General features: G+C 35.3%; 33 protein-coding genes. 14 read left to right on the top strand and 19 right to left on the bottom strand.

The genetic code is table 11. From position 1 onward, the window contains the following. Positions 1-147: 147 nt before the first annotated feature. Positions 148-1,272 (top strand): AAA family ATPase, encoded by a 1,125-nt coding sequence (locus VB691_RS13910; RefSeq protein ID WP_323292095.1) that lies wholly within the window; start codon positions 148-150, stop codon positions 1,270-1,272. 279 nt (positions 1,273-1,551) lie between these two features. On the opposite strand, the gene VB691_RS13905 is transcribed toward VB691_RS13910, so the two are convergent. The 9 genes from VB691_RS13905 to VB691_RS13865 all read right to left on the bottom strand — a co-directional run bounded on the left by VB691_RS13905 (position 1,552) and on the right by VB691_RS13865 (position 8,279). Further along, entirely contained in the window at positions 1,552-1,812 is a 261-nt protein-coding gene (locus VB691_RS13905; protein ID WP_323292094.1) for a type II toxin-antitoxin system HicB family antitoxin, read from the bottom strand. Next, positions 1,813-2,193: a hypothetical protein gene (locus VB691_RS13900; protein ID WP_323292093.1), complete on the bottom strand. Its 381-nt coding sequence runs from the start codon at positions 2,191-2,193 to the stop codon at positions 1,813-1,815. Positions 2,194-2,267: 74 nt separating this feature from the next. After that, on the bottom strand, positions 2,268-2,654 hold the full coding sequence (locus VB691_RS13895; RefSeq protein WP_323292092.1) for a type II toxin-antitoxin system VapC family toxin: 387 nt from the start codon (positions 2,652-2,654) through the stop codon (positions 2,268-2,270). Next, positions 2,654-3,022: a DUF2281 domain-containing protein gene (locus VB691_RS13890; protein ID WP_323292091.1), complete on the bottom strand. Its 369-nt coding sequence runs from the start codon at positions 3,020-3,022 to the stop codon at positions 2,654-2,656. The genes VB691_RS13895 and VB691_RS13890 overlap by 1 nt, the downstream gene beginning before the upstream one ends. Positions 3,023-3,151: 129 nt before the next feature. Beyond that, positions 3,152-3,298 (bottom strand): type II toxin-antitoxin system HicB family antitoxin, encoded by a 147-nt coding sequence (locus VB691_RS13885; protein WP_416245105.1) that lies wholly within the window; start codon positions 3,296-3,298, stop codon positions 3,152-3,154. A 275-nt stretch (positions 3,299-3,573) separates the two neighbouring features. After that, complete coding sequence (locus VB691_RS13880; protein ID WP_323292090.1) at positions 3,574-7,335, bottom strand: Eco57I restriction-modification methylase domain-containing protein; 3,762 nt, start codon at positions 7,333-7,335, stop codon at positions 3,574-3,576. Between the two features lie 35 nt (positions 7,336-7,370). Beyond that, positions 7,371-7,781, bottom strand: coding sequence for a putative toxin-antitoxin system toxin component, PIN family (locus tag VB691_RS13875; RefSeq protein ID WP_323292089.1), 411 nt, complete (start codon positions 7,779-7,781; stop codon positions 7,371-7,373). Next, positions 7,771-7,992: a hypothetical protein gene (locus VB691_RS13870; RefSeq protein ID WP_323292088.1), complete on the bottom strand. Its 222-nt coding sequence runs from the start codon at positions 7,990-7,992 to the stop codon at positions 7,771-7,773. Before VB691_RS13870 ends, VB691_RS13875 begins: the two co-directional genes overlap by 11 nt. A 77-nt stretch (positions 7,993-8,069) precedes the next feature. Further along, a complete protein-coding gene (locus VB691_RS13865; protein WP_323292087.1) occupies positions 8,070-8,279 on the bottom strand; it encodes a hypothetical protein in 210 nt (69 codons plus the stop codon). Positions 8,280-8,622: 343 nt separating this feature from the next. On the opposite strand from VB691_RS13865, the gene nifJ reads away from it, so the two are divergent. Beyond that, positions 8,623-12,261 carry a pyruvate:ferredoxin (flavodoxin) oxidoreductase gene (gene nifJ / locus VB691_RS13860; RefSeq protein ID WP_323292086.1) on the top strand — a complete coding sequence of 1,213 codons (3,639 nt, stop codon included), beginning with the start codon at positions 8,623-8,625 and terminating at the stop codon, positions 12,259-12,261. A gap of 199 nt (positions 12,262-12,460) precedes the next feature. On the opposite strand, the gene VB691_RS13855 is transcribed toward nifJ, so the two are convergent. The 7 genes from VB691_RS13855 to VB691_RS13830 form a co-directional block, all read right to left on the bottom strand. Then, on the bottom strand, positions 12,461-12,703 hold the full coding sequence (locus VB691_RS13855; RefSeq protein ID WP_323292085.1) for a YgiT-type zinc finger protein: 243 nt from the start codon (positions 12,701-12,703) through the stop codon (positions 12,461-12,463). 27 nt (positions 12,704-12,730) lie between these two features. Further along, positions 12,731-13,048: a DUF4258 domain-containing protein gene (locus tag VB691_RS13850; protein WP_323292084.1), complete on the bottom strand. Its 318-nt coding sequence runs from the start codon at positions 13,046-13,048 to the stop codon at positions 12,731-12,733. A 191-nt stretch (positions 13,049-13,239) separates the two neighbouring features. After that, on the bottom strand, positions 13,240-13,407 hold the full coding sequence (locus tag VB691_RS13845; RefSeq protein ID WP_323292083.1) for a DUF6887 family protein: 168 nt from the start codon (positions 13,405-13,407) through the stop codon (positions 13,240-13,242). Between the two features lie 44 nt (positions 13,408-13,451). After that, a complete protein-coding gene (locus VB691_RS25860; protein WP_416245124.1) occupies positions 13,452-13,610 on the bottom strand; it encodes a DUF6888 family protein in 159 nt (52 codons plus the stop codon). Between the two features lie 172 nt (positions 13,611-13,782). Continuing rightward, entirely contained in the window at positions 13,783-13,998 is a 216-nt protein-coding gene (locus VB691_RS13840; RefSeq protein WP_323292082.1) for a DUF6887 family protein, read from the bottom strand. Continuing rightward, complete coding sequence (locus VB691_RS13835) at positions 13,998-14,174, bottom strand: DUF6888 family protein (protein WP_323292081.1); 177 nt, start codon at positions 14,172-14,174, stop codon at positions 13,998-14,000. The genes VB691_RS13840 and VB691_RS13835 overlap by 1 nt, the downstream gene beginning before the upstream one ends. Positions 14,175-14,411: 237 nt before the next feature. Next, positions 14,412-15,011, bottom strand: a complete 600-nt coding sequence (locus VB691_RS13830; protein WP_323292207.1) for a restriction endonuclease — start codon at positions 15,009-15,011, stop codon at positions 14,412-14,414. A gap of 5 nt (positions 15,012-15,016) precedes the next feature. Here VB691_RS13830 and VB691_RS13825 point away from each other — a divergent pair, with 5 nt between their 5' ends. The 9 genes from VB691_RS13825 to VB691_RS13785 all read left to right on the top strand — a co-directional run bounded on the left by VB691_RS13825 (position 15,017) and on the right by VB691_RS13785 (position 19,551). Further along, positions 15,017-16,288 carry a site-specific DNA-methyltransferase gene (locus VB691_RS13825; protein ID WP_323292080.1) on the top strand — a complete coding sequence of 424 codons (1,272 nt, stop codon included), beginning with the start codon at positions 15,017-15,019 and terminating at the stop codon, positions 16,286-16,288. Between the two features lie 217 nt (positions 16,289-16,505). Continuing rightward, positions 16,506-16,736: an addiction module protein gene (locus VB691_RS13820; protein ID WP_323292079.1), complete on the top strand. Its 231-nt coding sequence runs from the start codon at positions 16,506-16,508 to the stop codon at positions 16,734-16,736. Next, positions 16,733-17,038: a type II toxin-antitoxin system RelE/ParE family toxin gene (locus tag VB691_RS13815; RefSeq protein ID WP_323292078.1), complete on the top strand. Its 306-nt coding sequence runs from the start codon at positions 16,733-16,735 to the stop codon at positions 17,036-17,038. Before VB691_RS13820 ends, VB691_RS13815 begins: the two co-directional genes overlap by 4 nt. A 128-nt stretch (positions 17,039-17,166) precedes the next feature. After that, on the top strand, positions 17,167-17,514 hold the full coding sequence (locus VB691_RS13810; protein WP_323292077.1) for a hypothetical protein: 348 nt from the start codon (positions 17,167-17,169) through the stop codon (positions 17,512-17,514). 125 nt (positions 17,515-17,639) lie between these two features. Beyond that, complete coding sequence (gene vapB, locus VB691_RS13805) at positions 17,640-17,876, top strand: type II toxin-antitoxin system antitoxin VapB (protein ID WP_323292076.1); 237 nt, start codon at positions 17,640-17,642, stop codon at positions 17,874-17,876. Next, the gene (locus tag VB691_RS13800) at positions 17,877-18,164 is read left to right on the top strand and encodes a type II toxin-antitoxin system VapC family toxin (RefSeq protein ID WP_323292075.1); all 288 of its coding nucleotides are present in this window, start codon (positions 17,877-17,879) and stop codon (positions 18,162-18,164) included. A gap of 246 nt (positions 18,165-18,410) precedes the next feature. Beyond that, on the top strand, positions 18,411-18,731 hold the full coding sequence (locus tag VB691_RS13795) for a DsrE family protein (protein ID WP_323292074.1): 321 nt from the start codon (positions 18,411-18,413) through the stop codon (positions 18,729-18,731). Between the two features lie 19 nt (positions 18,732-18,750). Continuing rightward, entirely contained in the window at positions 18,751-19,161 is a 411-nt protein-coding gene (locus tag VB691_RS13790; RefSeq protein ID WP_323292073.1) for a DsrE family protein, read from the top strand. A gap of 9 nt (positions 19,162-19,170) precedes the next feature. Beyond that, positions 19,171-19,551, top strand: a complete 381-nt coding sequence (locus tag VB691_RS13785; protein ID WP_323292072.1) for a hypothetical protein — start codon at positions 19,171-19,173, stop codon at positions 19,549-19,551. A gap of 48 nt (positions 19,552-19,599) precedes the next feature. Here the strand turns inward: VB691_RS13785 and VB691_RS13780 are convergent, their stop codons facing one another. Both VB691_RS13780 and VB691_RS13775 read right to left on the bottom strand, forming a co-directional pair. Beyond that, a complete protein-coding gene (locus tag VB691_RS13780) occupies positions 19,600-19,938 on the bottom strand; it encodes a cupin domain-containing protein (protein WP_323292071.1) in 339 nt (112 codons plus the stop codon). A 122-nt stretch (positions 19,939-20,060) separates the two neighbouring features. Further along, positions 20,061-22,430 carry an ATP-dependent Clp protease ATP-binding subunit gene (locus tag VB691_RS13775; RefSeq protein WP_323292070.1) on the bottom strand — a complete coding sequence of 790 codons (2,370 nt, stop codon included), beginning with the start codon at positions 22,428-22,430 and terminating at the stop codon, positions 20,061-20,063. 404 nt (positions 22,431-22,834) lie between these two features. Between VB691_RS13775 and VB691_RS13770 the strand changes: the two genes are divergently transcribed. Continuing rightward, on the top strand, positions 22,835-24,154 hold the full coding sequence (locus VB691_RS13770) for a hypothetical protein (protein WP_323292069.1): 1,320 nt from the start codon (positions 22,835-22,837) through the stop codon (positions 24,152-24,154). Between the two features lie 50 nt (positions 24,155-24,204). Here VB691_RS13770 and VB691_RS13765 read toward each other — a convergent pair whose 3' ends face one another. Then, entirely contained in the window at positions 24,205-24,627 is a 423-nt protein-coding gene (locus VB691_RS13765) for an FHA domain-containing protein (RefSeq protein ID WP_323292068.1), read from the bottom strand. A gap of 337 nt (positions 24,628-24,964) precedes the next feature. On the opposite strand from VB691_RS13765, the gene VB691_RS13760 reads away from it, so the two are divergent. Both VB691_RS13760 and VB691_RS13755 read left to right on the top strand, forming a co-directional pair. Further along, positions 24,965-25,594, top strand: a complete 630-nt coding sequence (locus VB691_RS13760; protein ID WP_323292067.1) for a DedA family protein — start codon at positions 24,965-24,967, stop codon at positions 25,592-25,594. Between the two features lie 69 nt (positions 25,595-25,663). Further along, positions 25,664-26,728 carry a molecular chaperone DnaJ gene (locus tag VB691_RS13755; RefSeq protein ID WP_323292066.1) on the top strand — a complete coding sequence of 355 codons (1,065 nt, stop codon included), beginning with the start codon at positions 25,664-25,666 and terminating at the stop codon, positions 26,726-26,728. Positions 26,729-26,758: the final 30 nt, after the last annotated feature.

The raw sequence follows: 26,758 nt of genomic DNA, 5'->3' as shown, positions 1-26,758 counted from the left end.
CGTTTTCGTCTGATGGGGTGTTAATTTGGTGAAGGGTGAGGGGAATAATAAATTAGCACTTTTTGCGATCGCGTCTTTTGGGGTTAACATAACTATTTTAACCCATAATGGCAACAGTTTCTTAATTCTTTAGATGAGGCTATCAGTATGTCTGACTATAATAATTATCATGATTTGGTTAAACAAGATCTGGAAAAATTAAGGCTAGAAGAACAAAAAAAACAAGAGAGAATTAAACAAGAAGTTGAACGCGATCGCCAACTTATTAAACGGGAGGAAGACTATAAAAGGCAGCAAAAAATTGAACAAGAGAAAGTTAGATTGAGAGAAGAATTAAGTAGACAACAAAGAAGAAAACAAGAGGTTAAATATGAGAAAACTAAAACCACAAATTGGGGAAATGTCACCACGCAAAAAAGCTCTTATCATTCAGATAATTATACTCAGAGTCATTCCATTGATGAACATCTACAAGAATTAAATAATCTGATTGGACTCAATAATTTAAAAGATGAAGTGCGTCAATTTATTAATTTCCTGAAGATTCAAAAGTTACGGGAACAACAAGGTTTATCTCGAACTCCTATAACCTTACACTCAGTTTTTTGTGGTTCTCCAGGTACAGGTAAAACGACGGTTGCGCGTTTGATGGGTAAGATTTATCAACAATTAGGAATTCTTAAAAAAGGACATTTGATTGAAACTGATCGATCTGGAATGGTTGCAGGATATGTAGGACAAACAGCAGAAAAAGTCAATGAATTAGTAGAATCTGCGTTAGATGGGGTATTATTTATTGATGAAGCTTATACCTTAAAACCTGCTGATTCTGGTCATGATTTTGGACAAGAAGCGATTGAGATGTTACTTAAACGCATGGAAGATAATCGAGAGAGATTAGTGGTTATTGTAGCAGGTTATGGAGACGAAATGACCCGATTTATTGAATCAAATCCTGGTTTAAAATCTCGGTTTAATCGTTACTTTCATTTTGCAGATTATACCCCTCAAGAATTATTAAAAATCTTTGAGCAAATTTGTCAGACAAATAATTATGAGTTAACGTTAGATGCTAAAACAATGATGTTAACTCAATTAACTTATTTATACGAGAAACGAGATAAAAGTTTTGGTAATGGTAGATTAGTTAGAAATATCTTTGAAAAAACGATTGAAAAACAAGCAAATAGATTAGTAACTCTCCCTAATATTAATCAAACAATGATGAAAGAAATTGTCCCTCAAGATATTTATTTAGAAATCAATAAATAAGTAAGATTTATGTGACTTGTAGGGGGGGTTAGACGCGGGTATTATTTTGATGAAAAACTAATAAATTTTAATCCGCTTCGTAACCCACCATCTTAAGTATTGTAGCTAATTTAAGTTGTTTATATTAATCTATAGCAATCAGTAATGATATGTGAGAAGCAAAAATATACTAGGACATAATGGTATTATGTCCCTACAAATACACCCTTGTAGGGATTTAACACTGTTAAATCCTCCTCCTAATTTTCTCACAATTGAAACCTGATTGCTATAGGAAACTTAGGCAACTTTTACCTCCATAGTCATAGTCCAAATTTCTTGACTTAATTGTTCTTTTTCCTCGTCATCAGAAAGGGTAGACAAATAAAGTTCAATTGCTGTGTGAATATTCGTTTTAATTTCTTCTAAAGAATCTCCTTGTGTTTGACAACCTTCTAACTGTGGACAATAAGCATAATAACCATATTCATCTTTTTCGATAACAACACTGATTTGATAAACATCTTGAATCATAACTATTTTCTCTAAAAAGTGTTTCATTTATTCATTATCATGGGTGTCTAACAATGTTTGTCCTAAATATTGATTATGATTTTCTACCCAATCTGATCCTTTTGTATCAATTATGCCAATAAATGGTTCTAGAGGTTCGTTTTGATGAGAAGTATCTGTTATATATTTATCTTTCATTCTATCTCCTATAATTTTTTTACAAACATCTCTATCTGATAAGTTTCCAGTTCCCTGTAATAGAAACTTAGGATAACCTCCCATCTTTTCTATGACTGTTTTTTGTTGATTCTTATTGTTTTCATCTAAGGGTTCTATTGATTCGATGAATTCCAAAACTGTATTAAGTTGTTCTTGGGATAAATTCCATAATCTTTGATTAATTTGTGTGCGTATTTCTAACGAACTCATTAGGTTATTAACTCCTTTACTTGTTACGCTACTATCTACTATAGCAATTTTTACTCATACGCTTCATTGATAACTTATAACCAGAAACGGTGAATAGGATAATTATCAAAAATTTGATCTCGACTAACTAAAATTAAAGAATTATTGATCGATTGAGCAATTAAAATACGGTCAAAAGGATCTTTATGATGTAAAGGTAAATCGTAAAGCTTAATAGTATCTTGTAAAGTAATAGATAACAACTTGAATCGGGTAGCCAAAAAACGAGTTTCTATATCATTAAAATCACAACTTAAAGCAAGTTTACCAATTTTCACTTTAATAGATATTTCCCAAAAACTAGCAACACTGACAAACACATTTTCTGTATTTTCTAGATAATCTTTGATGGCAACAGGTAAACTAGAATCATTCTCCGCTAACCAGATAAAAACATGAGTATTTATTAAAACACTACTCATTACATATAATCCTCAAAATCTTCTAACGGTTCATCAAAATCCTCAGACAACGGTAAAACAAAAGTACCTTTCATTGAACCCGCTAATCCTTTTTTATTTGTTATCTCCTCATTTTTTACCCAATCTGATCCTTTAGTATCAATTATGCCAATAAATGGTTTTAGAGGATCATTTTCATGAGAAGTATCTGTTATATTACTATCAAGGCAACCTGCGAATTCTTTCGCCGCTTCAAGAAAAGATACTGGTTCCTCTATTTTTTCGGGTTCTATTTTAGATTGAAGAAATTCGATAAAATCTAACACTTCTTGCTGTTTGTCAAGGGGTAGTTCTAGTAATTTTGCTGATGCGATTTCTACAATTGTCATTATGGTTTCCTCTTTTTCTTTCGCTTCTCATTACAATTTATCATATTCGTCAGGTTCGGGATCGCTGACTTTATTTAAAACTTGTTGAAACTTTTCCCAACTTCCTTATTTTACTTCATTTTCCATTTCTCAACAAAGTTCTATCGCTTCTTTTATTCGTTCCATTAATTCATCAAATGTTTTTGCTTGAGTATGACATCCTTTTAAGCTAGGAACAGATGCGACTAAGTACCCATCACCATCTTTTTCTATGATTACATTAAAATATCGGGTCATTGTTTTTTCTCCCTTTTGTAAAAATTCTAAAAAAAGCTTGCTTTTGTTTGACTTGACATGATATATTATACATGATGGAAAAGGTGTGCGCCTGTAACCTCTATTTTTAGGGGAAAGAAGATACGATACAAAACAGTCCCAAAAGGCAAACATTTTAGCTATTGTAATAAGGTAATCAAACCAGTTTGTTGAAAACGAGGATTGAAGGATTTAACAGTGTTAAATCCCTACATGGGTGTATTTGTAGGGACATAATACCATTATGTCCATTGCACTTATTTGGTTACACTAGCCTCTATTATATCAATTTCCTCCTCATTTAACCCATAAAGTTCATACACTAATTGATCAATCTCTCTCTCTAATTCACTAACATCAGCATTAAGATTATTATTTTTAATTTCTAGAATTTTATTAACTATTTCTGTAACATACGCATCTTGTGTGTCTGTGGTTTTTGGAATAGGAATTTGAGAAACATAGGGAGTTTGCATAGCAAATGCTCCTCCTTGTAATTTAGAAGTTGTATAATCTAAGAAAAACCAAACTAATTTTGAATTTAATAAACCTAATAAAAATAGGTTAGAATCAGGAATTAAAAATGTTTTATTGTTAGAATATGCACCTGATATATCCCATGAAAATGCTTGATAAGTTGCAATCTCCTGATACAAAATTTTAGAACTTTCAAACTCATTATAATAAGCAATATTATCTTGTATTTCATACCATTGATAACTTCCTGCTTTTCTCCCTCCTTCTATTCCAGGTGTCAATCTATCTTTATACTGACTTAAATGATTAAGAATCGCAGGATATTCATTTATATTTATTCCCCGTCTTGTAAAAATTAACCACAAATCAGGATTATTTATCACCCATCTTTTAACATCCCGTCCCCTTAAAAACGGTTTTAAAACTTCTTCTGATGAAGGATGTTCAGCAATTAATCTATCTCTGGTTTCTCTATCAATAACAAACGCTTCATTAAACCCTGTTAAAACACCACGATAAAACCTACCGTTAATATAATCTCCTAATGGTGTACCTGCATTTCTCAACTTATCTAATAATCGTAATACAGCAGAAGATTCTAACCGCCATCCATCAGATAATAAATCTTTTTGCTGCATCACAAAATTATTTTTAGTAATAATAGAAATAAACTCATTAAAAGGTTTATCTGCTTCCCAAGTTAAGACATTTATAGTTGTATCACTATTTTGATTTTGTGGTGATAGATTAGAAAGCGTTGCTACATTTATTTTGTCTAAGATAATAATACTAGGATAAGCGATCGCTTCTTCAAAAACTGGTGCATCACCAAAGTCTATTAATGTATGTATGGTGGTATTTGTTGTTAAAAATGATCGCAATTTTTCCCCATATCCTGACCGAAAATATTTATTAGAAGAAATATAAGTCAAACTGCCTTGCATTTTCAGTATATTAAATCCTTTTTCATAGAAATAGATGAATAAATCAGCAACTCCTGTATAACAGGTATATTGTTGTTGTAAATAAGGTTTAAATGCTTTAATTTCTTCTTGTCTAATATAAGGAGGATTACCAATAATAACATCAAAACCAACAAAATCACCCTTATTATTTAACACTTCTGGAAACTCAAAACGCCATTCAAAAGCATTCTCATAAATCTTACCGCTTTCTATTTCTTCTAACTCAACAGTTAACTTATCAATCTCATTATTTAATTTATTGATTTTCTTTTCTCTTGCTTTTTTATCGGTTTTACTTTCCTCTAATAATAATGTTTGATTCTCCAATAAATTTAATTGCATTTTTAACTTTCTGATTTGAGATTTTTTTGGATCTTGTTCATTTAATATTGTTCTAAAATTATCCTTGATTTTCTTAATTAATCCTTCTGTTTCTCGTTTTTCTTGCTTACTTTTAGTTTTGCGATAAATTCGTACTGCATTTTGATAAGATAAAATATCATATTGCTTATTTTTCAATCCAAACCCTAAAGGAGAGTGTAACTCAAAACGACTAATTAAAGAATTCCCACACTTAATATTAATATCAATATTCGGTAAAGTTTCTAACTCATTTTGTCCCTTATAATAAGCATTCTTCAATAATTCAATCCATAACCGCAACCGACAAATTTTAACCGAGTTTGGGTTAATATCCACCCCAAACAAACAATTTTCAATTAAAGTCTGTTTCTCATGAAATAAAGTTTCTTGTATGCGCTGACTTTCCTTATTATTGGGATTATATTCAAACAAACTGCCATTATCATCAATAATAATCAACTCATCATTGACTACTTCAATTTGATAATCTCGTAAAGTTTTACCCTGTCTATCTAATAAGATTTTTAGTTCACTCTTAATAGCAATAATTTCATTCAATGCAGACACTAAAAAATGACCTGAACCCACAGCAGGATCACAAATTTTCAGACTATTGATAATATTGTTTGCTTCGGGTTTATTGTCAATTTTGTCATAAAGATCATCAATAGTTTGACAGTTCCAGTTTTTAACCTCATTAAACTTTTGAATAATAGCGCGTCTAATGGTTTCTCGACACATATACATAGTGATGAAACCTGGGGTAAAAAATGACCCATCTTTATAACCGTTGATCTTTTCAAATATTAACCCCAAAACTGACGCATTAATTAACCTTTTATTATCTTCTTGTATCGCTTCTGAACCCTCACTACTAAAATCATAAGCATCCAGAAACTCAAACAAATATTGCAGCGCATTGAGTTCACCCGTGCGCTTTTTACCTGCATTATCTTTTAATACCGTTGCCGAAAAAATAGATAAACTTTCATCTCTAAGATTACTAATAACAATGGTTTCATGTTCTAAGTTTGTGGGTTCAAATAGAGAACTATTGAGATAGGGAACAGTCGCAAAATTCTCGTTAATATACTCATCTCTTTGACTGGTTTCACAAGCTAATACATTGAAAAAGAGAAAATTTAAGTCAGAATAATTTTTAAGCTTATCTAAATTCAAAAAAGCAAAAGACTTGTCACCCTTATGGTAATTAATAAGTTGCGCTTCTAATAACTTTAAGAATAAAATACGATTAACCCAAGTAATAACTAATTCTAACCCCACCGCAAACAGTTGATCATCTTCATTTTCCCCAAACTGTAAAGAGTTTGTCAGTCGAGAAAGTTTGTCTAAACCGTGTATTTGAGTAATGACATTTTCTAAGAGAGAACCTATATTTCTGTTTCCTTCCTTATGACGTTGAATAAGTTTCTTACTCCCCTGTTTAACTTCGGTTAGACCAATAATATGTAATAATTCACTATAAAAGTCTTTATCTAAACTATTACTGTCATTAGCAAAGGGTAATTTTAATAAATGTTCTGGAGAAAATAACTTATATAGTGGGATTAAATTATGATCATGTTCTATATTATTATTCCTGAGATCAACATAAACAAATTTAAGTTCAGACTCTATCGCTTTAATAGCAGGTTTAGCAACCTCTTGATAGAAAAAATCTGTTTTTGTTCCGCTTAACTTTCCTTCTCTAAACTCATTAAACTGCTTAACTAAAGATTTATTGTTAAAAAATAATCTTTCAAAGTCTTGAACATCAAAAATAAACCATTCATAAATATTAGTAACAATTAAATGCTTAAGATTAATATTATTTTCTATAATTCTTTCCTGTAAAAAATACCAGAGTAACTGCTGCAATGCTTTAACATTGAGATTATCCAACTTAAGCATCTCATTTTTGGTACTAGGCTTTTTAAATTCTGAAATAACCCCGACTGAAGTATCAGAATTTTTGCCTGTATGAATAACTAAATCATTTCTATTTTTAGTATTGATAAAATGTTGAGACTGATAATAAGTCTGCTTAAGAAAATCACTAATGAGGTTTTTATGAAATTCTTCTGATTCTGATTCTTTAATTTGAGCAAGTAATTCTTGTAAATTAGTTTTAAATATGTCAATATCACTGCGGTTAGGTTTAACTTTGAGAAACGCTTTATTGAGTGCTTGACGAGGATATAAACAGTTAGACATTTAAGTTACTGGTTGAGAATAATGGGGTAAAAAAATTATAACATTTTCAAGAATTCATTAACAGTAATAACTGGAATATTTTTAAAAGAATTTAAAATCAATAAATCTTGATCTCCTGTTATAATGAAATCAGCTTTACCACTCACTGCTAATTCTAAAAATTTATTGTCTTTGGAGTCACGACAAATAGTAATAATTTCTGTAATTCTAACTAATTCTGATCTTTCTATAAATTTAAGAATAAATTCTTGTTTTTCTTCTAAAGTAAGATATTTATCAAACTTTTTGCGGGTTAAAACTTGGTTTATTTCTTGTAAAGTATCTTCAGAATATAAAGTCACTCCAATAGTTTCGATGATTTTGATGACTTTGAAGGTAGAAGAATTTTTAATCAGTAAGGCACTGACTAAGATATTCGTATCTAAGACAAAACGTTTATTCTTCATCGTTTAAGATATCTTCTAAAATTTCGGGAGTTAGACCTCTTTTTTTTGCTTTATCTGCGATCTCTGCCATTACATCACTAAGACTTTTGTTAGCAAATTCTGGTTGAAGGAATAGCTTAATAATGACACTTATTTTTTCCTGTTTTTTGCTATCAGATTCTCGATAAGCTTTGGCAACTTCTTGATCAACCTTAATCGTAATAGTTTCCATTGTTTTTCTCATTTATTCTAGATTTATATTATATACTCTTAATGCTTCAAGATAAAAAGTATCAAGAAATATTCTTGTTATTCTTCGTAATCTTCATCCTTTGGTGCGCCATACATATAATGTTCAAAATTACGAGCAAAATCTTTAGGTAACTTATTCCATTCTTCAATAGGAACTTGTTTGCCAATTTCTACAATACGCTTCCAAAAAGGTATTTCATCTTCGCAAAATTGCCGATCATCTTCCGTTGTCTTTTCAGTGATAGAGTTATTATTGGAATCATCCATTATTTTTACCCGTTTTAGATTTGACTATTACTTGATTCTATTATAACAAAACAAATCTTTTAATTAAATATCTTAAAAAATTATAATAAATTGTCCATCATATTTAATTCTATTCGATGATAGTAAGAGCAGGATTATCACACAAAAACCTCATCCCTTATATGGTACAGAAATTTGAAGCCAAACTATCTACCCTTCAATCTATCTAAAAAACAACCCTAAAGTTGCTTTACTGTCCCCAATAAATGAGTCATTTTCGGACGTTTATTCAAGAATTTGTCAAGCATTTGTCACAAAAAATTACCCTTGTCCTTAACCGATCGCTGAACTCACGAAAACACTTATGAACACCAAAAACTACGCCACCATCGATGGAAACGAAGCAGTTGCTAGAGTTGCCTACCGCCTCAATGAAGTGATCGCCATCTATCCCATCACCCCGTCATCCCCCATGGGAGAATGGGCCGACGCTTGGGCCTCAGAAGGGCGGCCCAACCTTTGGGGAACCGTCCCCTCTGTGGTCGAAATGCAAAGCGAAGGAGGGGCGGCCGGTGCGATACATGGCGCATTGCAAACGGGGTCCTTAACCACCACATTTACCGCCTCTCAGGGCTTATTATTGATGTTGCCCAACCTCTACAAAATAGCGGGCGAACTCACCTCAATGGTACTCCATGTAGCAGCGCGATCGCTGGCTGCCCAAGGGTTATCTATTTTTGGGGATCATGCAGACGTAATGTCCGCCCGTGGTACAGGGTTTGCCCTCATTAGTTCTGCATCTGTGCAAGAAGCCCAAGACTTTGCAGCTATCACTACGGCGGCTAGTTTTGAATCGAGAATCCCTGGAATGCACTTTTTTGACGGTTTTCGGACTTCCCATGAAGTGCAGAAAGTCGAGTTATTAGATGATAGTGTGTTGCGATCGCTGATTAAAGATGAATGGGTGATCGCCCACCGTGAACGCGCTTTAACCCCTGATCGTCCCATTATTCGGGGAACTGCCCAAAACCCTGATGTGTACTTCCAGGCCAGGGAAACTGTCAACCCATTTTATACAGCTTATCCCGAAATTTTACAGAAAGCAATGGATAAGTTTGCCCAACTCACAGGGCGACAATATCACCTTTTTGACTATCATGGTGATCCTGAAGCAGAAAGGGTGATCATTTTAATGGGATCTGGTTGCGAAACCGTTCATGAAACCGTTGACTACTTATTAAACCAAGGGGAAAAAGTAGGAGTCTTAAAAGTCCGTTTATATCGTCCCTTTGAAGCAACAAAATTAATTGAGGCATTACCCAAAACCGTCAAAAAAGTTGCAGTATTAGACCGCACGAAAGAACCAGGGGCAGGAGGAGAACCCTTATATTTAGATGTAGTCACTGCCTTTGTAGAGACGTTGCCTGCAACGTCTCTACCTAAAATTGTTGGGGGAAGATATGGACTATCTTCTAAAGAATTTACCTCCGCAATGGTTAAAGGAGTCTTTGATAACTTAGCTTTAGCTACTCCCAAAAATCACTTTACTATAGGTATAAACGACGATGTAAGCCATACCAGCTTAACTTATGATCCTAACTTTTCCACCGAACCTGATAACGTCGTCAGAGCAATATTTTATGGTTTAGGATCAGACGGAACCGTAGGGGCTAATAAAAACTCCATCAAAATTATTGGAGAAGAAACAGACAACTACGCCCAAGGATATTTTGTGTATGACTCCAAAAAATCCGGTTCTGTAACTGTCTCTCATCTTCGTTTTGGCCCTAACCCCATTCTGTCTACCTACTTAGTGACTAAAGCCAATTTTGTCGCCAGTCATCAATGGGAGTTTGTGGAAAAATTTGATCTCTTAGAAACTGCCATTGATGGGGCAACCTTATTATTAAACAGTCCCTACAAACCCGACGAAATATGGCATCATTTCCCCCGTCCTCTCCAAGAACAAATTATTAAGAAACACCTCAAAGTTTATGCCATTAACGCTGTCCAGGTTGCCCAAGAGGCAGGAATGGGAGGACGAATAAATACAGTCATGCAAGTCTGTTTCTTTGCCTTATCGGGAGTATTACCAAGAGAAGAAGCCATAGAACAGATTAAAAAAGCGATCCGTAAGACTTATGGCAAAAAAGGCGAAGAAATCGTTCAAATGAACATGAAAGCCGTTGATGCTTCCTTAGACCATCTCCATCAAATAACTATACCGACTGCGGTAGATAACGACGCAAGCGACATTCAACCCGCTATCCCTGACCGGGCCCCCGCATTCATCCGAGATGTACTAGGAAAAATGCTGTCCCGTGAAGGAGACGACATCCCCGTTAGTGCATTACCCTGTGATGGAACCTATCCCAGTGGTACAGCAAAATGGGAAAAACGCAACGTTACCCAAGAAATACCCGTTTGGGATACGGATGTCTGTGTGCAATGTGGTAAATGTGTGTTAGTTTGTCCCCACGCCGTTATTCGGTCTAAAGTGTATGAAGAAGCTGCGTTAACTAATGCCCCCGAAACCTTCAAAAGTACCGAGGCCAAAGACTTAGACTGGAAGAAAACCGATCTAAAATTCACTATTCAAGTTGCGGCCGAAGACTGTACAGGTTGTGGTATTTGCGTTGATGTGTGTCCCGCAAAAAATAAATCTGAACCCAAATTTAAAGCCATCAATATGGCCCCACAGTTGCCTATACGCGAACAAGAACGGGACAACTGGGACTATTTCCTATCTATTCCTAACCCAGATCGTAACACCTTAAAACTCAATAAAATTAGTCATCAACAGATGCAAGAACCTTTATTTGAGTTCTCTGGGGCCTGTGCAGGATGTGGAGAAACCCCCTATGTTAAGTTAGCGACTCAACTATTCGGCGATCGCATGGTAGTGGCCAATGCGACGGGATGTTCTTCTATATACGGGGGGAACCTACCTACTACTCCTTGGTCATATAACCAGGAAGGACGGGGGCCAGCATGGTCTAATTCCTTATTTGAAGATAACGCAGAATTTGGGCTAGGGTTTCGGGTTTCCATTGATAAACAAGCAGAGTTTGCTGCTGAGTTACTCAAAACTTTGGCTAATGAAGTCGGAGAAAGTTTAGCCACTGATATCTTAAACGCAAACCAAAAGGATGAAGCAGACATCTTTGAACAACGGGAACGAGTCGCTATCCTCAAGCAACGGTTAGCAGAGTTAAGCAATGGCAACTTAGAGGACAGTTTGCAAGCTAAAGTGACTATGTTACAGTCCTTAGCTGACTATTTAGTATACAAGAGTGTTTGGATCATTGGGGGTGACGGTTGGGCTTATGATATTGGTTCTGCTGGCTTAGATCATGTGTTCGCCAGTGGTCGCAACGTCAACATTTTGATCTTGGATACGGAAGTCTATTCTAACACGGGTGGACAAGCCTCTAAGTCCACTCCACGCGCTGCTGTAGCCAAATATGCGTCAGGGGGTAAACGTTCAGCTAAGAAAGACTTAGGGTTAATGGCTATGACCTACGGTAACGTATATGTAGCCAGTGTGGCCATGGGTGCAAAGAATGAACAGACCATCAAAGCTTTCATGGAAGCAGAAGCTTATGAAGGGGTATCTGTGATTATTGCTTATTCCCATTGTATCGCCCACGGCATCGATATGACCACTGCCATGACTCATCAGAAGGACTTAGTAGATACGGGACGGTTGTTATTGTATCGCTATCATCCCGACTTGATAGAAGAAGGAAAGAACCCCTTACAGTTAGATATGCGGACTCCTAAGCTTCCTATTGAACGGGTAATGTATCAAGAAAACCGTTTCAAAATGTTAGCAAGAAGTAAACCAGAGGTTGCTAAACAACTGCTAAAACAAGCGCAAGATGATGTTAATACCCGTTGGAAAATGTATCAATATTTAGCGGCAAGGCAGGTAGAACCAGCTAACGGCAATGGACATGATCAGGGGAATATTGAGTCTGAAAGTTCGGTTAGTGAGGTTTAGTTAGTGAGGGTTTAGGGTGGGTTTTTAGGACTCACCCTTGGTTTATTGATGGGTGTTAATATCTTATGTTTATTTTGTTTTTGAGTTAAGTCTATCATTTCCTCTCATTGACATATTTTTTGATACAATACCCAAATTTTAGTAATTTGCCTACCCTACGCGGATATTTTAGGGTATGTTATGATGACGCTAAAAACGTCTAATTAACGGTAAAAGATTGACCAACTAACACAAAATCTCCTGTTTCTTGACGTTCTAATTTAGCTTTAATATCTTCAAATCTTCTCACAACATCCGCATTATAATATCGTTCTCCACATTTTTGACAAACTAAAGCTTTAACTGTCAAAGTCGCTGTATTACCTGCCCCCCGTACAATTTCGGTGACTTCTTGCTCTTTTAAAGTTCCTGAACAGATAATACATTGACTAATAGGTAGCATTTTGATTAATCCTAATTTGGATATTAATTAGTTTGTTTTTCTTCTAGTACGACAATTAATCCATTTTTCAGGACTTGGACGATAAACTGTTATTAGGACAGCATAACCTGTATCTTCATTATATGCCCAAACACTGTGAATTGGTTCTTGTTTTTGATTATCACCATAAATTAAACAACTTGGGTATGGTTTATCATCATCATAATTCTCAATTATTTCTCCCTTAGTTACTGAATTTAGGATTTCTTCAAGCGTTAGATTGTCGGCTTCTGCTTCTTCTTTTGCATGACGAGAAACAATAACCTGATTCATCTCAACCGCTAATTTTATATTTTTTATAATCATAAAAGTTTTAAAAAAATCACTTAATAAAATTTAATTTTGGTTTTGTTCTTCTAACAAATTTTTCTATCGTTTATTATTCAGTTTTCAAGGTGCGCTCCTTTATAATAAAACAATAACACAACTAATAACAAGCAAGTGCGATCGCCGATCTTGTAGGGTGCGTTAATGATAATATAACGCACCTAACTAACTTATTGATTACTAAAATTTTCTAGATTACCCTCAATTTTCTGCTTAATTACTGATTTTATTTGTTCCCTTCCTTCTTCTGTATTAGGGAAATTATACTTAATTGAATTAGGATCACGACGACTCATTAAAGCGCGTAAAGCTTCCTTATCTTCTTTATTTTGTAACACATATGCTCTCAATTGTGCTTTATTCATTGTGTCAAAATTAGGTTTCATTTGGTAAAAACTCCCAACTTCCACGATAGATAAATAATAACTTCGATATCTTGTCCTGCCAAAATATAAATCTCCCCTTTAACATCATCAAAACGAAATAAAACAATATCTTGATGAAGATCAGAGAAACTTTGACAAAGTTCAACCGATTTAATTGCTTGTGCTACGGTTAAAGAAATTGACTTATCCTCAATGATAACATTCTCAATTATACTTGATCACCGACGAGTGTAGGTTGGGTTGAGGGACGAAACCCAACATAACCCTTCTTGTCTTTTACATCTATTTGTTGGGTTGCACGACCTTTAACCCAACCTACAATATCGTTTATGAATTAGAATGTTTACGATCTTGTAACTTTTGCTCAATTGCATTTTCTATCTTAAGATCAAAATCAGGATCACCTACTTTTGTAATTACCTGTCTAGGTTTACTTCTGCGTCTTTCTAAATAAGCTTGAAACGCTGACTCATCATCCCGATGCTTGAGAAAATATTCTCTTAACGCTTCATCAGACATCGTAGCATAATTAATTTCACTCATTAAATAACCTCCCCAATGGGTGTAACTTCTATTTCAATATCTTCTTGATCTCCTGCTAAAATGAACAAATTTTTTGTTCTTTGATCAATACAAATAAGATGAATGGGTTGAAACGCACGATAAGTTAAATAATAACAAATTCGATAAAGTCCCTCTAACTGTTGGTATGTCGGCATTTACTGATAATAATTGCATTTTACCTCGATTTTATAATCTTACCATAACTAATTGTTAGATAGCGATCGCCGATCTTGTAGTGCGATCGCCGATCTTGTAGGTTGGGTTGAGGGACGAAACCCAACATAACCCCTTCTTGTCTTTTACATATATTTGTTGGGTTGCACGACCTTTAACCCAACCTACAAGATCGTTCTTTTTTGTAAGGTGGGTTAATTGATAACTGATTTATTACTTTAACGTAAAGCCCTTCCATCTGTGCCTTTAAGAATACGAGGGACACTTTCTGAAGTTCCATCATGTTCTACTTCGATAACAGCTAGAACTCCCTGTTTTACTGTGATACTACGCCATAATGGAAAATATGGCTCAATTTCTGGGAAGTTCCCAATGCGATCTGTTAACCAATTGTATAGTTTACGAGAAGGAATAATGAGGATTCCCCCAATAATTACCTCCTCAATTAATCCAGTAGCAATTTTATTTAATGCACGATGACTCGAAGATATATTTCCTGTTTCCCACTCAACAACAAAAGGTTTATGATTAGATAAAATTTTAAGTGCATCAACCGGCCCTGGTCGAGTATTTGCAACAATACTCATCCGTTCTTCTCTTTGCCAATTATAATTATATAGTGCGTTGATAAAACCTTCTTTTATTGGTTTGACACCATTACCTTTTTTTTCAGGATAAAGAATAAACTGGTCATTCCCTGGTGGCCAACAAACTGCATTAATAGCTTGATAAACCTCTTGTAAAACCTGATTAAATTCATTGGAATCAACAAACTTACCTTTTCTAATAAGAAATTCAGATCGATTATGAGGAAAAATAATTTATGACTTTATCCCATCTATTTTTTACAGCACTTGGGATTAATCCCAAGGAGATAAAAGAAATTAAAAAATTATCATCTCAAACAGGAATTTCTGTTAATGAACTCAAATATTATGACGAAAATAATATCGTGCCATCAGGACATAATCTAGAAAAAATTTGTAAAATCAAAGAAATTAATCCCCTTTACTTAAAGTTATTCATGGGAATCATTGATCAAGAAACTATTATAGGTATTCAAAATAATGCTGCTCAAATTTATAATCTAATTAAAGATCAGATAGAAGTTACAAAGATTCGTGACATCAAACCTCAATTAAGATTAACAACGGATTATGGTAATCTTTATCAAGGAGATTGTCTAGATTTAATGTTTCACACACAATCAGATAGCGTTGATTTAATCTTTGCCGATCCTCCGTTCAACTTGAGTAAAATTTATCCTTCAAAAATCAATGATCAACTAATAGATAAAGATTATTTGAGTTGGTGTGAAACTTGGCTAAAAGACTGTATTCGTATTCTTAAACCAGGAGGGAGTTTATTTGTTTGGAATTTACCTAAGTGGAATACTCACTTATCATACTTTCTTAATCAATATCTAACTTTTCGTCACTGGATAACAGTTGATATAAAATATTCTTTTCCCATTGCAGGAAGACTATATCCTTCTCATTATTCTCTACTCTATTATTGTAAGGGAGATAAACCTAAAACATTTCATGCAGATAGACTCCCCTTAGAACTTTGTTCTAATTGTTATCAAGAATTGCGAGATTATGGTGGTTATAAACATAAATTAAATCCCCAAGGAATGAATTTAACTGATGTTTGGTATGATATTCCACCTGTAAGACATCACAAATATAAAAACAGACAAGGCGCAAATGAGCTTTCTATAAAACTCCTTGATAGGATTATTGAGATGGCTTCTGATGAAGGAGATACGATTTTTGATCCTTTTGGTGGTGCAGGAACCACTTATATAGTTGCAGAAATGAAACATAGGAAATGGTTAGGGATTGAAATTGGGCCCATTGATGATATTCTAAATCGCTTTGAAAGAATTGATCAAGAAAAAGAATATTTGCAAAAAATTCGAGATAATTATAATTGTCTATTTAATCACAAAAATTTGCAGTCAAGAATCAATCAAGGATTGTGGACTCCTGACTCAGTTAGAAAACAAAATAATCAAGTCAATAATGGAAATAAAAATAGTTTAGTTGTCCAAGCTGAGTTAGATTTTTCTTTAAAAGTTGATAATATATAAACGATAAATAATCTACATATAATCAGTGCGATCGCTGATCTTGTTCTTGTAGTGCGATCGCCGATCTTGTAGGTTGGGTTGAGGGACGAAACCCAACATAACCCTTCTTGTCTTTTACATCTATTGGTTGGGTTGCAGGTCGTTTAACCCAACCTACAGACTGAGATAGAACTTTTAGTCTATAATTAAGAATAAATAGTAATTAATCATCATAAACATGGCAAAGACAGCAGAAACCCTTAAACAAGAACTTTCTCAGCTTTCTCAACAAGATCGCGCTGAAATTGCTTACTTTTTAATCCATTCTCTCGATGAAGATAATGACGATAATATCACAGAAGCATGGGATCAAGAACTTACCCAAAGATTAGCAGAAATCAAGGAAGGAAAAGTCAAAGGAGAATCTTTTGAAACAGTTTTCTTAGAATTACGAAAAAAATATTCATGAAATCGATTATTATCCATGATAAAGCTAAACAAGAACTTGATCATGCTATTAGCTACTATGAAAAGCAAAAACAAGGATTAGGATTAGATTTTTTGTCTGAAGTTGAAAAAGCTTTAGAAAAAGTTAGAATTAATCCTAACATTGGTTCACCTTATAGCATTAAAGATTTACGTTATTATGTTATACGTCGTTTTCCTTTTAAGATATTTTATACAGAATTTGAGGGATTGATCTGGATTATTGCTATTGCACACGCAAAACGTAAACCTAATTACTGGAAAAAGCGTACACTAGATGATTAGCGATCACGCTTTCTTGTAGGTTGGGTGATCGGAACTCAACCCAACATTTGAAATTCGCTATGATGAGGAGGGGGAATATATCTGGTTGATTACCTATTGGAAAAGTACCAAACAGGAGAGAAGACTTTATGAAAAAGATTTCAATTGATGAACTAGAACAAAAAATTGAAGCAGGAGAAGAAGTCATTGATCATTATTTTGATGCTTCAACGACAAGAGAGGGGAAAGTTTATAAGCAAGTTTCTCGAAGAAAGCAACCTGAAGTAATTGATCAATCAAAAGTAACAGCGAGTGAGGTTAAAGAGGAGTTATCAAACATGAATTACCCTAATATGAGATACTGTGAACTAGAAGAATTAATCTTAAGTTTAAATTTTATAAATTTATCTACAGAAGGGAATCAAAAAGTATTTGAACATCCATCAGGTGCTTTAATTATTTTGCCTGACTATTCAGTGCGATCGCCGATCTTGTAGGTTGGGTTGAGAGACGAAACCCAACATAACCCTTCTTGTCTTTTACATCTATTGGTTGGGTTGTACGACCTTTAACCCAACCTACAAAGTGATATATACTGAGGATATAGATCATAATAATTACAATGAAACGAAAAACTGCTAAACTCTTTATGAATGGTCGTAGTCAAGCTGTAAGACTTCCTCAAGAATTTCGATTTGAAGGCAAAGAAGTCTATATTCAAAGAGAAGGAAACAGAGTCATCCTTTATCCTAAGTCTAGTTCTTGGCAAGACTTTTTTGACAAAACCCCTTTACCCTCAGAAGATTTTATGGAAGAAAGAATTGATTTACCTCCTCAAAATAGAGAGGAATTATTCTAAATGTATATGTTAGATACTAATATTTGTATTTATATTATTAAAAAGCGTCCATCCACAATATTGACTCGTTTTCAAACTATTTCTTATGAAGATTTGTATATTTCTGTAATGACTGTAGCTGAATTACAATATGGTGTAGAAAAATCTAATGCTAAAAATAAGAATCAAGAGATTTTAGATAATTTTATCTCACGCTTGCAAGTTTTACCTTGGGAAGAAACAGCCGTACAATACTACAGCAAAATTCGTAAATACATCAAGTGCGATCGCACTCAAAGATGGGCATAATAATATTATGCCCCTACAAGACACAAATTTGATGATTAGCGAAGTAAATAAACCAAAACCCCGAACCCGTTTATAAGCAGAAATTTGCGATCGCTTCTCAAATCAATAAAATCATCAATGAAAAGGGATTGACAAATATAGATAATATGTAGGGCTTATAATTGCTTATAAAGAAAGCTTTAATTTCCTCGATCTTAACGCTATTTTCAACTATAGTTAAAGACTATAGTCATTAAATCGGAGTCAATGGGTAAATATTTCTTAATTGAATCACAAAGTCCTTTCGAGTCGACCGAGGTAAATAATAATTATCAACTGGCCGCTGATTTGGCTACATCTGGTAATGAAGTCACCTTGTTTCTCGTAGAAAATGGAGTATTAGCTGCCCGTTCTTTTGTTGCTGCTCAGGGTTTAATAAATCTTAACAAAGTAACCATGTTAGCCGATCAATTTTCTCTAGATGAAAGAGGAATCAATTCATCCGAATTGGCATCTAACATTGAAATTTCTAGCGTTACGTCTATCGTTAATGCTATGAGTCAAGGTCAAAAAATGATGTGGTTATAATTATTAGGAGACAGAAAAAATGAGTAAAGCCACCTTAAGTTTTTTATTAATGGATGGGCCTTTTGAACAAGCAAGAACAACCACTGCATTTCGCATCATTGAGGCAGCATTAGACCAAGGAAATGATGTTAAAGTTTTCGCCTATGAAGGGGGAGTATCCTTAGCATTTGCTCACCAAAAACCCCATGCAAATGCCGTTCATGGTCGAACTTTTGAAGAAGAAAATCACCCTTTGACCAAAGATTGGATCGCAGCACTTTTTGCTAAAGCCAAAGCCAAAGGCTGTCAATTAGAGTGGGTTAATTGTGGTCTTTGTGTGGATGAAAGAGGGGTAAATGATGCGCTTGAAGGCTGTCGTAGAGGTGCGCCCAAAGATTTCTGGGAATGGTCAAAAGAAGCCAATGGAACTTTAGTAATTGGAACCAAATAAGGGAGAAAAATGAAAACATTACAAATTGTTCAATCTGCTTATCGTTGTACCATTGAAGAACAAGATGATCCTGCAATTTGGTTTATCCAAGTCTTAAAAAGTATTGGCGGTGATGTCGATATTTTATTAAGAGGAAATGCTGTTAATTATGCTGTCACGGGACAAGTGGTAGAAGGGCTTTCTTTTGGGGAATGGAAACAAACCTATCCAGCAAAAATTGATCAAGATTTACAGCAGGCACTCGATAATGGGATTAAAGTTTATGCCTTAGCTGAAGATATCACCCAGAGGGGAATTCCTGAAGGTAAATTATTAGGGGGAATTGAAAAATTATCTCGTCAAGAATTGCCGAGTTTGTTTGAAAAATACGAACAAGTTTGGCACTGGTAAATTAAGTAGGGTGGGCATTGCCCACCTTAGAATCAATAATGATATCAACTATTCAGAAACGATTCCAAAATAAGTTAAAATCAAGTCTGTTGATCCCCTATTCATTAATTCATGAACTTCCCCTGGTTCAACTGTAATACAATTGCCTTTTAGTAAGGGATAGTCTACCTCATTGATCCTAATTATTCCTTCTCCAGATTCAACAAAAAAAACTTCATACATTGTTTCATGAAGATGAGGAATTGTTTTCTGCCCAGGTGTGAATGTGGCTTGAGAAAAGTTAGTTAAATTAGGAATGTCACCAGGTTTTAACATCACCTTTTTTTGAATATAGTGATTATGATTACTAAACTCAATAGGAAGTTGAGAAAATACCGTTAATTTCATAATTCATTCTACTAGATAAACCTTGATTGTACGGCATTAATATAGTAACATTTTTCGGAATACAATAAAAAAATCCGATACCAAAATTTTACCTTTAATACCGGATTTTATTTAATTAACAATTAGCCCATAACAGAGACTAAAGCAGGTTGTAAAACTGATTGAACAATAATATTATTTTGTTCATCAACATCAACTATAATCGGATCACCATCCTTCACTTGTCCCCCTAAAATTGACTCAGCTAAACTATCTTCTAACCGTCTCGTAATGGCACGACGTAAGGGCCTTGCACCATAACTAGGATCATAACCTTCATTGACAATAAGTTCCTTAAATCCCTCTGTTACTTGTAAGCTAATTTGACGTTGTTCCTGCAATTGTTGAGCTACTTCTGCTAACAAAATATCTGCAATTTGTGTTACTTCAGATTTAGTAAGTTGACGGAAGACAATAATTTCATCTAAACGGTTGAGAAATTCAGGAAGAAAATATTGTTTTAATTCTTCATTAACCGCCCCACTAATTCGCTTATAATTGAGGTTATCATCATTGCTTTCCGTTTCAAAACCCAAATTATAACCCCCTTTTTCAATCACTTTTGACCCCACATTAGAAGTCATGATAATTAAGGTATTTCTGAAGTCTATTGTGCGGCCTTTACTATCCGTTAAACGTCCATCTTCCAGCAATTGCAGCAGCAAATTAAACACATCAGGATGGGCTTTTTCAATCTCATCAAATAACACCACACTGTAAGGTTTACGACGCACCGCTTCAGTTAATTGTCCCCCTTCTTCATAACCAATAAATCCAGGAGCAGAACCAATTAATTTAGATACCGTATGACGTTCCATATATTCAGACATATCTAAGCGAATTAGAGCATCATTAGACCCAAATAAAAACTGTGCTAACGCTTTAGTTAATTCCGTTTTACCAACCCCAGTTGGCCCCGCAAAAATAAAACTAGCAATGGGACGTTTAGGATTTTTTAAACCAATTCTCGCCCGACGAATAGCACGAGAAACCGCTTTTACTCCTTCATCTTGACCTACAATTCGCTCATGTAGATTATCTTCTAAATACATCAAAGATTCTGACTCAGTTTCTGTCAGCTTATTGACCGAAATACCTGTCCAAGATTCCACAATTTGAGCGATATCTTCTTCGTCCACCACCGGAACTAAAGAATCAGGATTAATCATTGGGGTTTCCTGTTCCCCTTCAACAGAAGACTGCATTTTCTTCTGTAAAGAATGACGTAAATGAATACGAGATCCCGCTTCATCCATAAGATCAATCGCCTTATCCGGTAGAAAGCGATCGCTAATATAACGATCTCCTAAATAAGCTGCTGCTGCCAACGCTTTTTGAGAGAATTTAACATGATGATGGGCTTCATATTCTTTCTTTAAACCTTGAAGAATTTCGATAGTTTCCTCAACAGAAGGTTCCCCCACCATAACAGGTTGAAACCGTCTTTCTAAGGCCGCATCTTTTTCAATATATTGACGATATTCATCCAGGGTTGTTGCACCTAAACATTGTAATTCTCCCCTCGCTAATGCAGGTTTGAGTAGGTTAGATGCGTCCATAGCCCCGCCCATGTTTCCCGCACCGACTAAGGTGTGTAATTCATCAATCACCAGGATAATATTACCTGCTTCTTTAACTTGATTAACAATCGATTTGAGTCTTTCTTCAAATTCTCCCCGAAAGCGGGTTCCTGCTACTAATAAACCCAGATCTAGGGCAATCACTTCCTTATCCTGTAACATTTCAGGGATGTCCCCTTCAACAATTCTTTGGGCCAATCCCTCAGCGATCGCCGTTTTACCCACTCCAGGTTCTCCCACTAATACGGGGTTACTCTTTGTCCGACGACCTAAAATTTGGGTCACTCTTTCAATTTCTTTGGTTCGTCCCACAACCGGGTCAAGTTTGCCTTCTCTCGCTTTTTGGGTTAAATTTGTCCCAAACTGCTCTAAAGTCGGTTTACTGCCCGAAAAATTGTCAAATGGAGAGGGATTTTTCCTAGGGGTTGCCGCAACTGCTTGCTGTTCTCCTAAATTTTTAATTAAAGTGGTGCGTAACGCTGTAATATCGATGCCCTCATAGATTAAAACTTTAACTCCAACCGTATTCGGATCTGAGAGCAACACCAGCAGAATATGTTCTGGGGTGACATAATGATTGTCTTTACGGGCAATTTGGAACGCTTTTTCCAGCATTTGTTTAACTGTTGGCGTAAAAGGGATCGTCTCTGGGGCAAAACCGACTCCTGTTTCTTTCAGTTTCTTCACTGTCTGTCGTATTTGCGCCACACTTAGACCAAACTCTTGTAAGACTCTAGACGCGACTGAATTACCTGATCCGAGCAAGCCTAATAGAATATGTTCCGTTCCCACCAGATTCTGCCCCGCACGGTGAGCTTCCTCTTGAGCAAGCATAATGGCTTTGATGGCTTTGTCCGTAAAGTTTTCAAACATGAGTCCGTTGGTTGAGGTTAGTTACATTTCTTAATCTTGTAATCATACTCTATCGTCTTTTAAAGGGCGATCGCAGTGGTGATAGCCGTAATTTATAAATTTATACGGATTTTTACTGACTCAGACTCAACTTTCCTTCGTATTTTAAAGATTTCAATTAGTCAAAATTACTGAAAGTGATCAAGATCACTACTTGCAAGTGATCTTGATCACTGGGTTTTGGGTACACCTTTGTTATACTGATCACATAAAAGTATCGAAACTATCACCAAATTGCTAATTGCTTTGTGCTGTAGTCTAGATAAAGAACCTACTGTCTTGATAGCTTTTGTCGATCTAGTTATTACTATCCGTAAACTAAAGGTCAAATTGGGAGATTTTAACAAGTAAAAAGGAGAAAAGAAATGTTACTGGCGACTCAATTACAACAAGACTTTGAAAATTTAGCTAGAGAAGAAAGCTTATTTGAGGATTACTTCAAGCATTGGAAAAATAAGCCTCAAACTTATTTAGATAAGCTAGAAGAACTCCTCTTAGAAGATCACAACAAGCTTGTTCACATTTGCCGTAATATTCCTGAAAATGTCAGCTATTTTGTTAATCGTATTTGCTGCTATTTTATTAACAATCTCGGCTTAGATAGAAGATTTAGAAATGATTTATATGAGTCTCTTAGCCGACTGATTAATATTTTAGAAAACGCCTCCGAAAAGACTATCATTGCCCCATCCCTGGAGCCATTTTTTGTTAAGAAAAATCAACTAGAAGGAGAACCAGAAACCCCCACAGCTTTTGAAAGACTTAAAGTTACTGTTGATAAATATAAGAGATTAGAAGACGACGATGCCGAACCAAATTGGAAGCGCAAACAAAGACTGGGACAACGATTAATTCGTTATCCTCATCTTTATGGTTGTTATTTAGGCGCATCAGAAAATACTAGCTTTGGACAAACTACCCAAGTTAGACAAGATCAATATATTAGTAATTATACTGTTAATTTACATCGTTATCTTCGTCAAGAAACCACTAAAGATAATAATAAAGACCTGGCAGGATTATTATCCTCTCGAACCGTGGGTCAAGATTGGGAAAATCCAACCCAGTTATCCAAAGAATCCCTATATAAATCAATTTATTATTACAAAAAAACAGAAGAAAAATTTAGAGAAAGATCATTATTTGTTACCAGCTATTATGACAAAGCTTCTTTGTTGGAATGCAAAATGATTATCCATAAAGCTATTATTACCCTATTTCCGCCCCAATATCAAAAAGCCTTTATTACCCAAAAACTTTTAGCGAATCTTCAGGGAGAAGAATGCAGCTACAATAGCGCAAAAGCTGATTTAGCCTTAATTAAAATTGCCATCGATTATTGTTTCAAACTTCTCGTTATTGACGATGATAAAAATCACTTTTTCTTTATTGATATGGTGAGCAATATGGGAAGCAAGAAAACCTTAAATATTCTTTTACAACTAATTCATTGTTATCCTATAGATCCTAATAGTCATGACAAAAGAGACAAAAAACAAAGAATGTTATTAGCCCTAGAAAAAAGATTAGCTATCTTATTTAAAAATTACGAAGACTTTGATGAAAGTGAAATGCAATGGTTAATTTATTTCCTAGAACATTTTCACATAGCAACTGCCCTTCAATTTGATGGACTAGAGCTTTCTGGTATTAAAATCCCCACCGATGTCCTAAAAGCCCATTAAAACCGACAAAAATAGTCCCTAACCACTGACAGTTAGGGATTATTTTATTATTAAGTTGGGTTAGCGGGTTCATTCGTTACAGTATCTTTAGCAGAAGAACTTTTTAGATCAGCAGGGGGAGAGGACAAAGAGCGTGTCAACTGAGCGAGTTGGCGTTGAATTGGGGACTCCTCTGGGGGAATATGAATCTGAATTTTTGGGCCAGAACTAGCTAAACGAATAATCATGCCATCGATGGCCAGGGTTTTGGTAATAAGTTGGCCATCAACATAAGTTCCATTCGTGCCAATATTAACCACCTCCCAATTGTTTCCTTCACGCCGAATTTCCAGATGATGACGAGAGACAACAGCACTATAGAGAACCACCTCATTGTCCATAGAGCGTCCAATGCGAATGGTTGTGATCGTGTCAAAAGTCCAATTTTGCACGGGTATGGTTTTTCCGGGATGAAGTAAAGTCAGAGTAATCACCGAAGTTCAAGCAGATAAAGGATGTTTCTTGTGTGGCAGTTCATCTGGGCCCCAAAAAGGAAAAGTCTGAACGGCTCCCGACTTTGGAAAAGATCAAGTTAGAATAGAGTTAGACACTTACTTCTCTATAATAATTGCTTATCACCTCATTTTTTCTTTTTTGTCTAGGTATTTGAGCTTAAGTCAGGACAGAAAATGAGTAGGTTTGAGTAGATTTTTGACTTCTGTTTTTAACCCTTAATCCTGAAGAGGAAAAGCTTTGTCTGGATTCATTGACACTTCTCCTTGATATAAGTCAAGATATATATAACGTAAACCTTTGTAAAGCTTGGGCTAAATGTCAGTAGAGTTTCTATCACTAGACAACATTCAGGAAATCGCCCATCAATACGGCTACTGGGCAGTGTTTATTGGCATTGCCTTAGAAAATACCGGAATTCCTATTCCTGGGGAAACCATCACCATTGTAGGTGGTTTTCTGGCAGGAAGCCAAGAGTTAGACTATTGGCTGGTTTTAGGCACAGCGATCGCTGGTGCTGTCATCGGCGATAATTTTGGTTATTGGATCGGAAGATTTGGGGGTTGGGAATTTTTAGTTAAGGTAGGAAGTCTCTTTAAAATTTCCCCAAGACAACTCGAAGATGTTAAGGAACAGTTTAGTAAAAATGCGGCTAGAGCCGTATTTTTTGGGCGTTTCGTCGCTTTATTAAGAATTTTTGCCGGCCCGATGGCTGGCATTGCTCAAATGCCCTATTCTCAATTTTTATTGTGCAATTTGGGCGGGGCAACGGTTTGGGCTTCAATTATGGTCACGCTTTCTTTTTTTGTGGGACGAATAGTTCCCTTACATCAATTAATTAACTGGATGGCTCAATTTAGTGTCTTAGCTCTTATTTTAGTGCTTGGATGGGTTGGGGTAACGATTTGGTTAGAGTCTCGTAAACCTAGGTTAGAGGGGAAAGAATAAAATTAAATTTGAGTCATTAATGAGACATTTTCCCTTTACAATAAATGAAATAGAACCACTTTTATTTTTATGCCTCGACCCTCAGCCAAACAACCATCAACCCCTTTATCCCCCACTACTTTAGGTCTTTCTTCTTTTCATCTACGTCGTCAAGTTCTCGAAGACGAGCATGAATGGCTACTCAAACAAATTAAACGTAAACGCAATGAACTCAAAAAATTCCTTGACCAAATGCGTTCTATTGCAACGGAAATTTTTCAGAGAGGAAACCCTCTGTATCACAAACTTATTGAACTTGACACGGAAATTCATGGTTTGTTTGATGAGATTTTAACAGGGCGAAAATTAGGAAAAAAAAGTCAGAAAGATATCATCAGCGTATATCATTCCCTGCAATTTATGGGAGTCCTCAGCCCCAAATTTGATGAAGATGACGACGATGAAGATGATGACGATGATTCATCAGAAGATGACTTTAATGGTGAGCAAACAGAAAACTTCTTTAACCAAAACTCTCATCAAGATCATTCTGAGGAAACTGATAGAGAAAACCCGATTAAATCTTCAGCATCTCGACACATTCGACAAACTTTTATCAAATTAGCTTCCCTGTTTCACCCTGATAAGGTGACAGACAGCGAAACCCAAATGCACCATAATGAGATTATGAAGGAGGTTAACCGCGCTTATCAAGAAGGTGATCTCGCTCGACTTTTGGAAATTGAACGACAACATCATCTTGCTGAAGATATTGATATTAATAACGCGACAGGTAGCGAGATAGAAAGAAAATGTCAACAAAGAGAAAGAGATAACCAACTCCTCAAAAATCAATACGAAAACCTCAAAGAAGAACTGAGAATTGCTCGAAATACTCCTGAAGGGGAAATGGTTAAAGACTATCGTGCTTGTCAAAAAGAAGGGCTTGATGCTGTTGCTGAAATGCTTTCAGAAATAGAAGCTCAAGTCAAAACTGTTGAAGAAATTCGTGACTTTGTACGGGATTTTCGGGATAAAAAGATAACGATTAAAGACTTTTTAAAAGGGCCAACTTCAATGACTGCGAAAACTCAAGAAGATCCTGATGAAATGCTCGAAATTTTGTTAGGTGAATTGTTAGGACTGAAGATTTAACTGAGATCTTGCACCATGATTTAAAAATCA

This window comes from Crocosphaera sp. XPORK-15E, from assembly GCF_034931425.1.
GTDB lineage: Bacteria > Cyanobacteriota > Cyanobacteriia > Cyanobacteriales > Microcystaceae > UHCC-0190.
The sequence above is the reverse complement of the archived record's forward strand: the minus strand, read 5'-3'. Positions and strand labels throughout refer to the sequence as shown.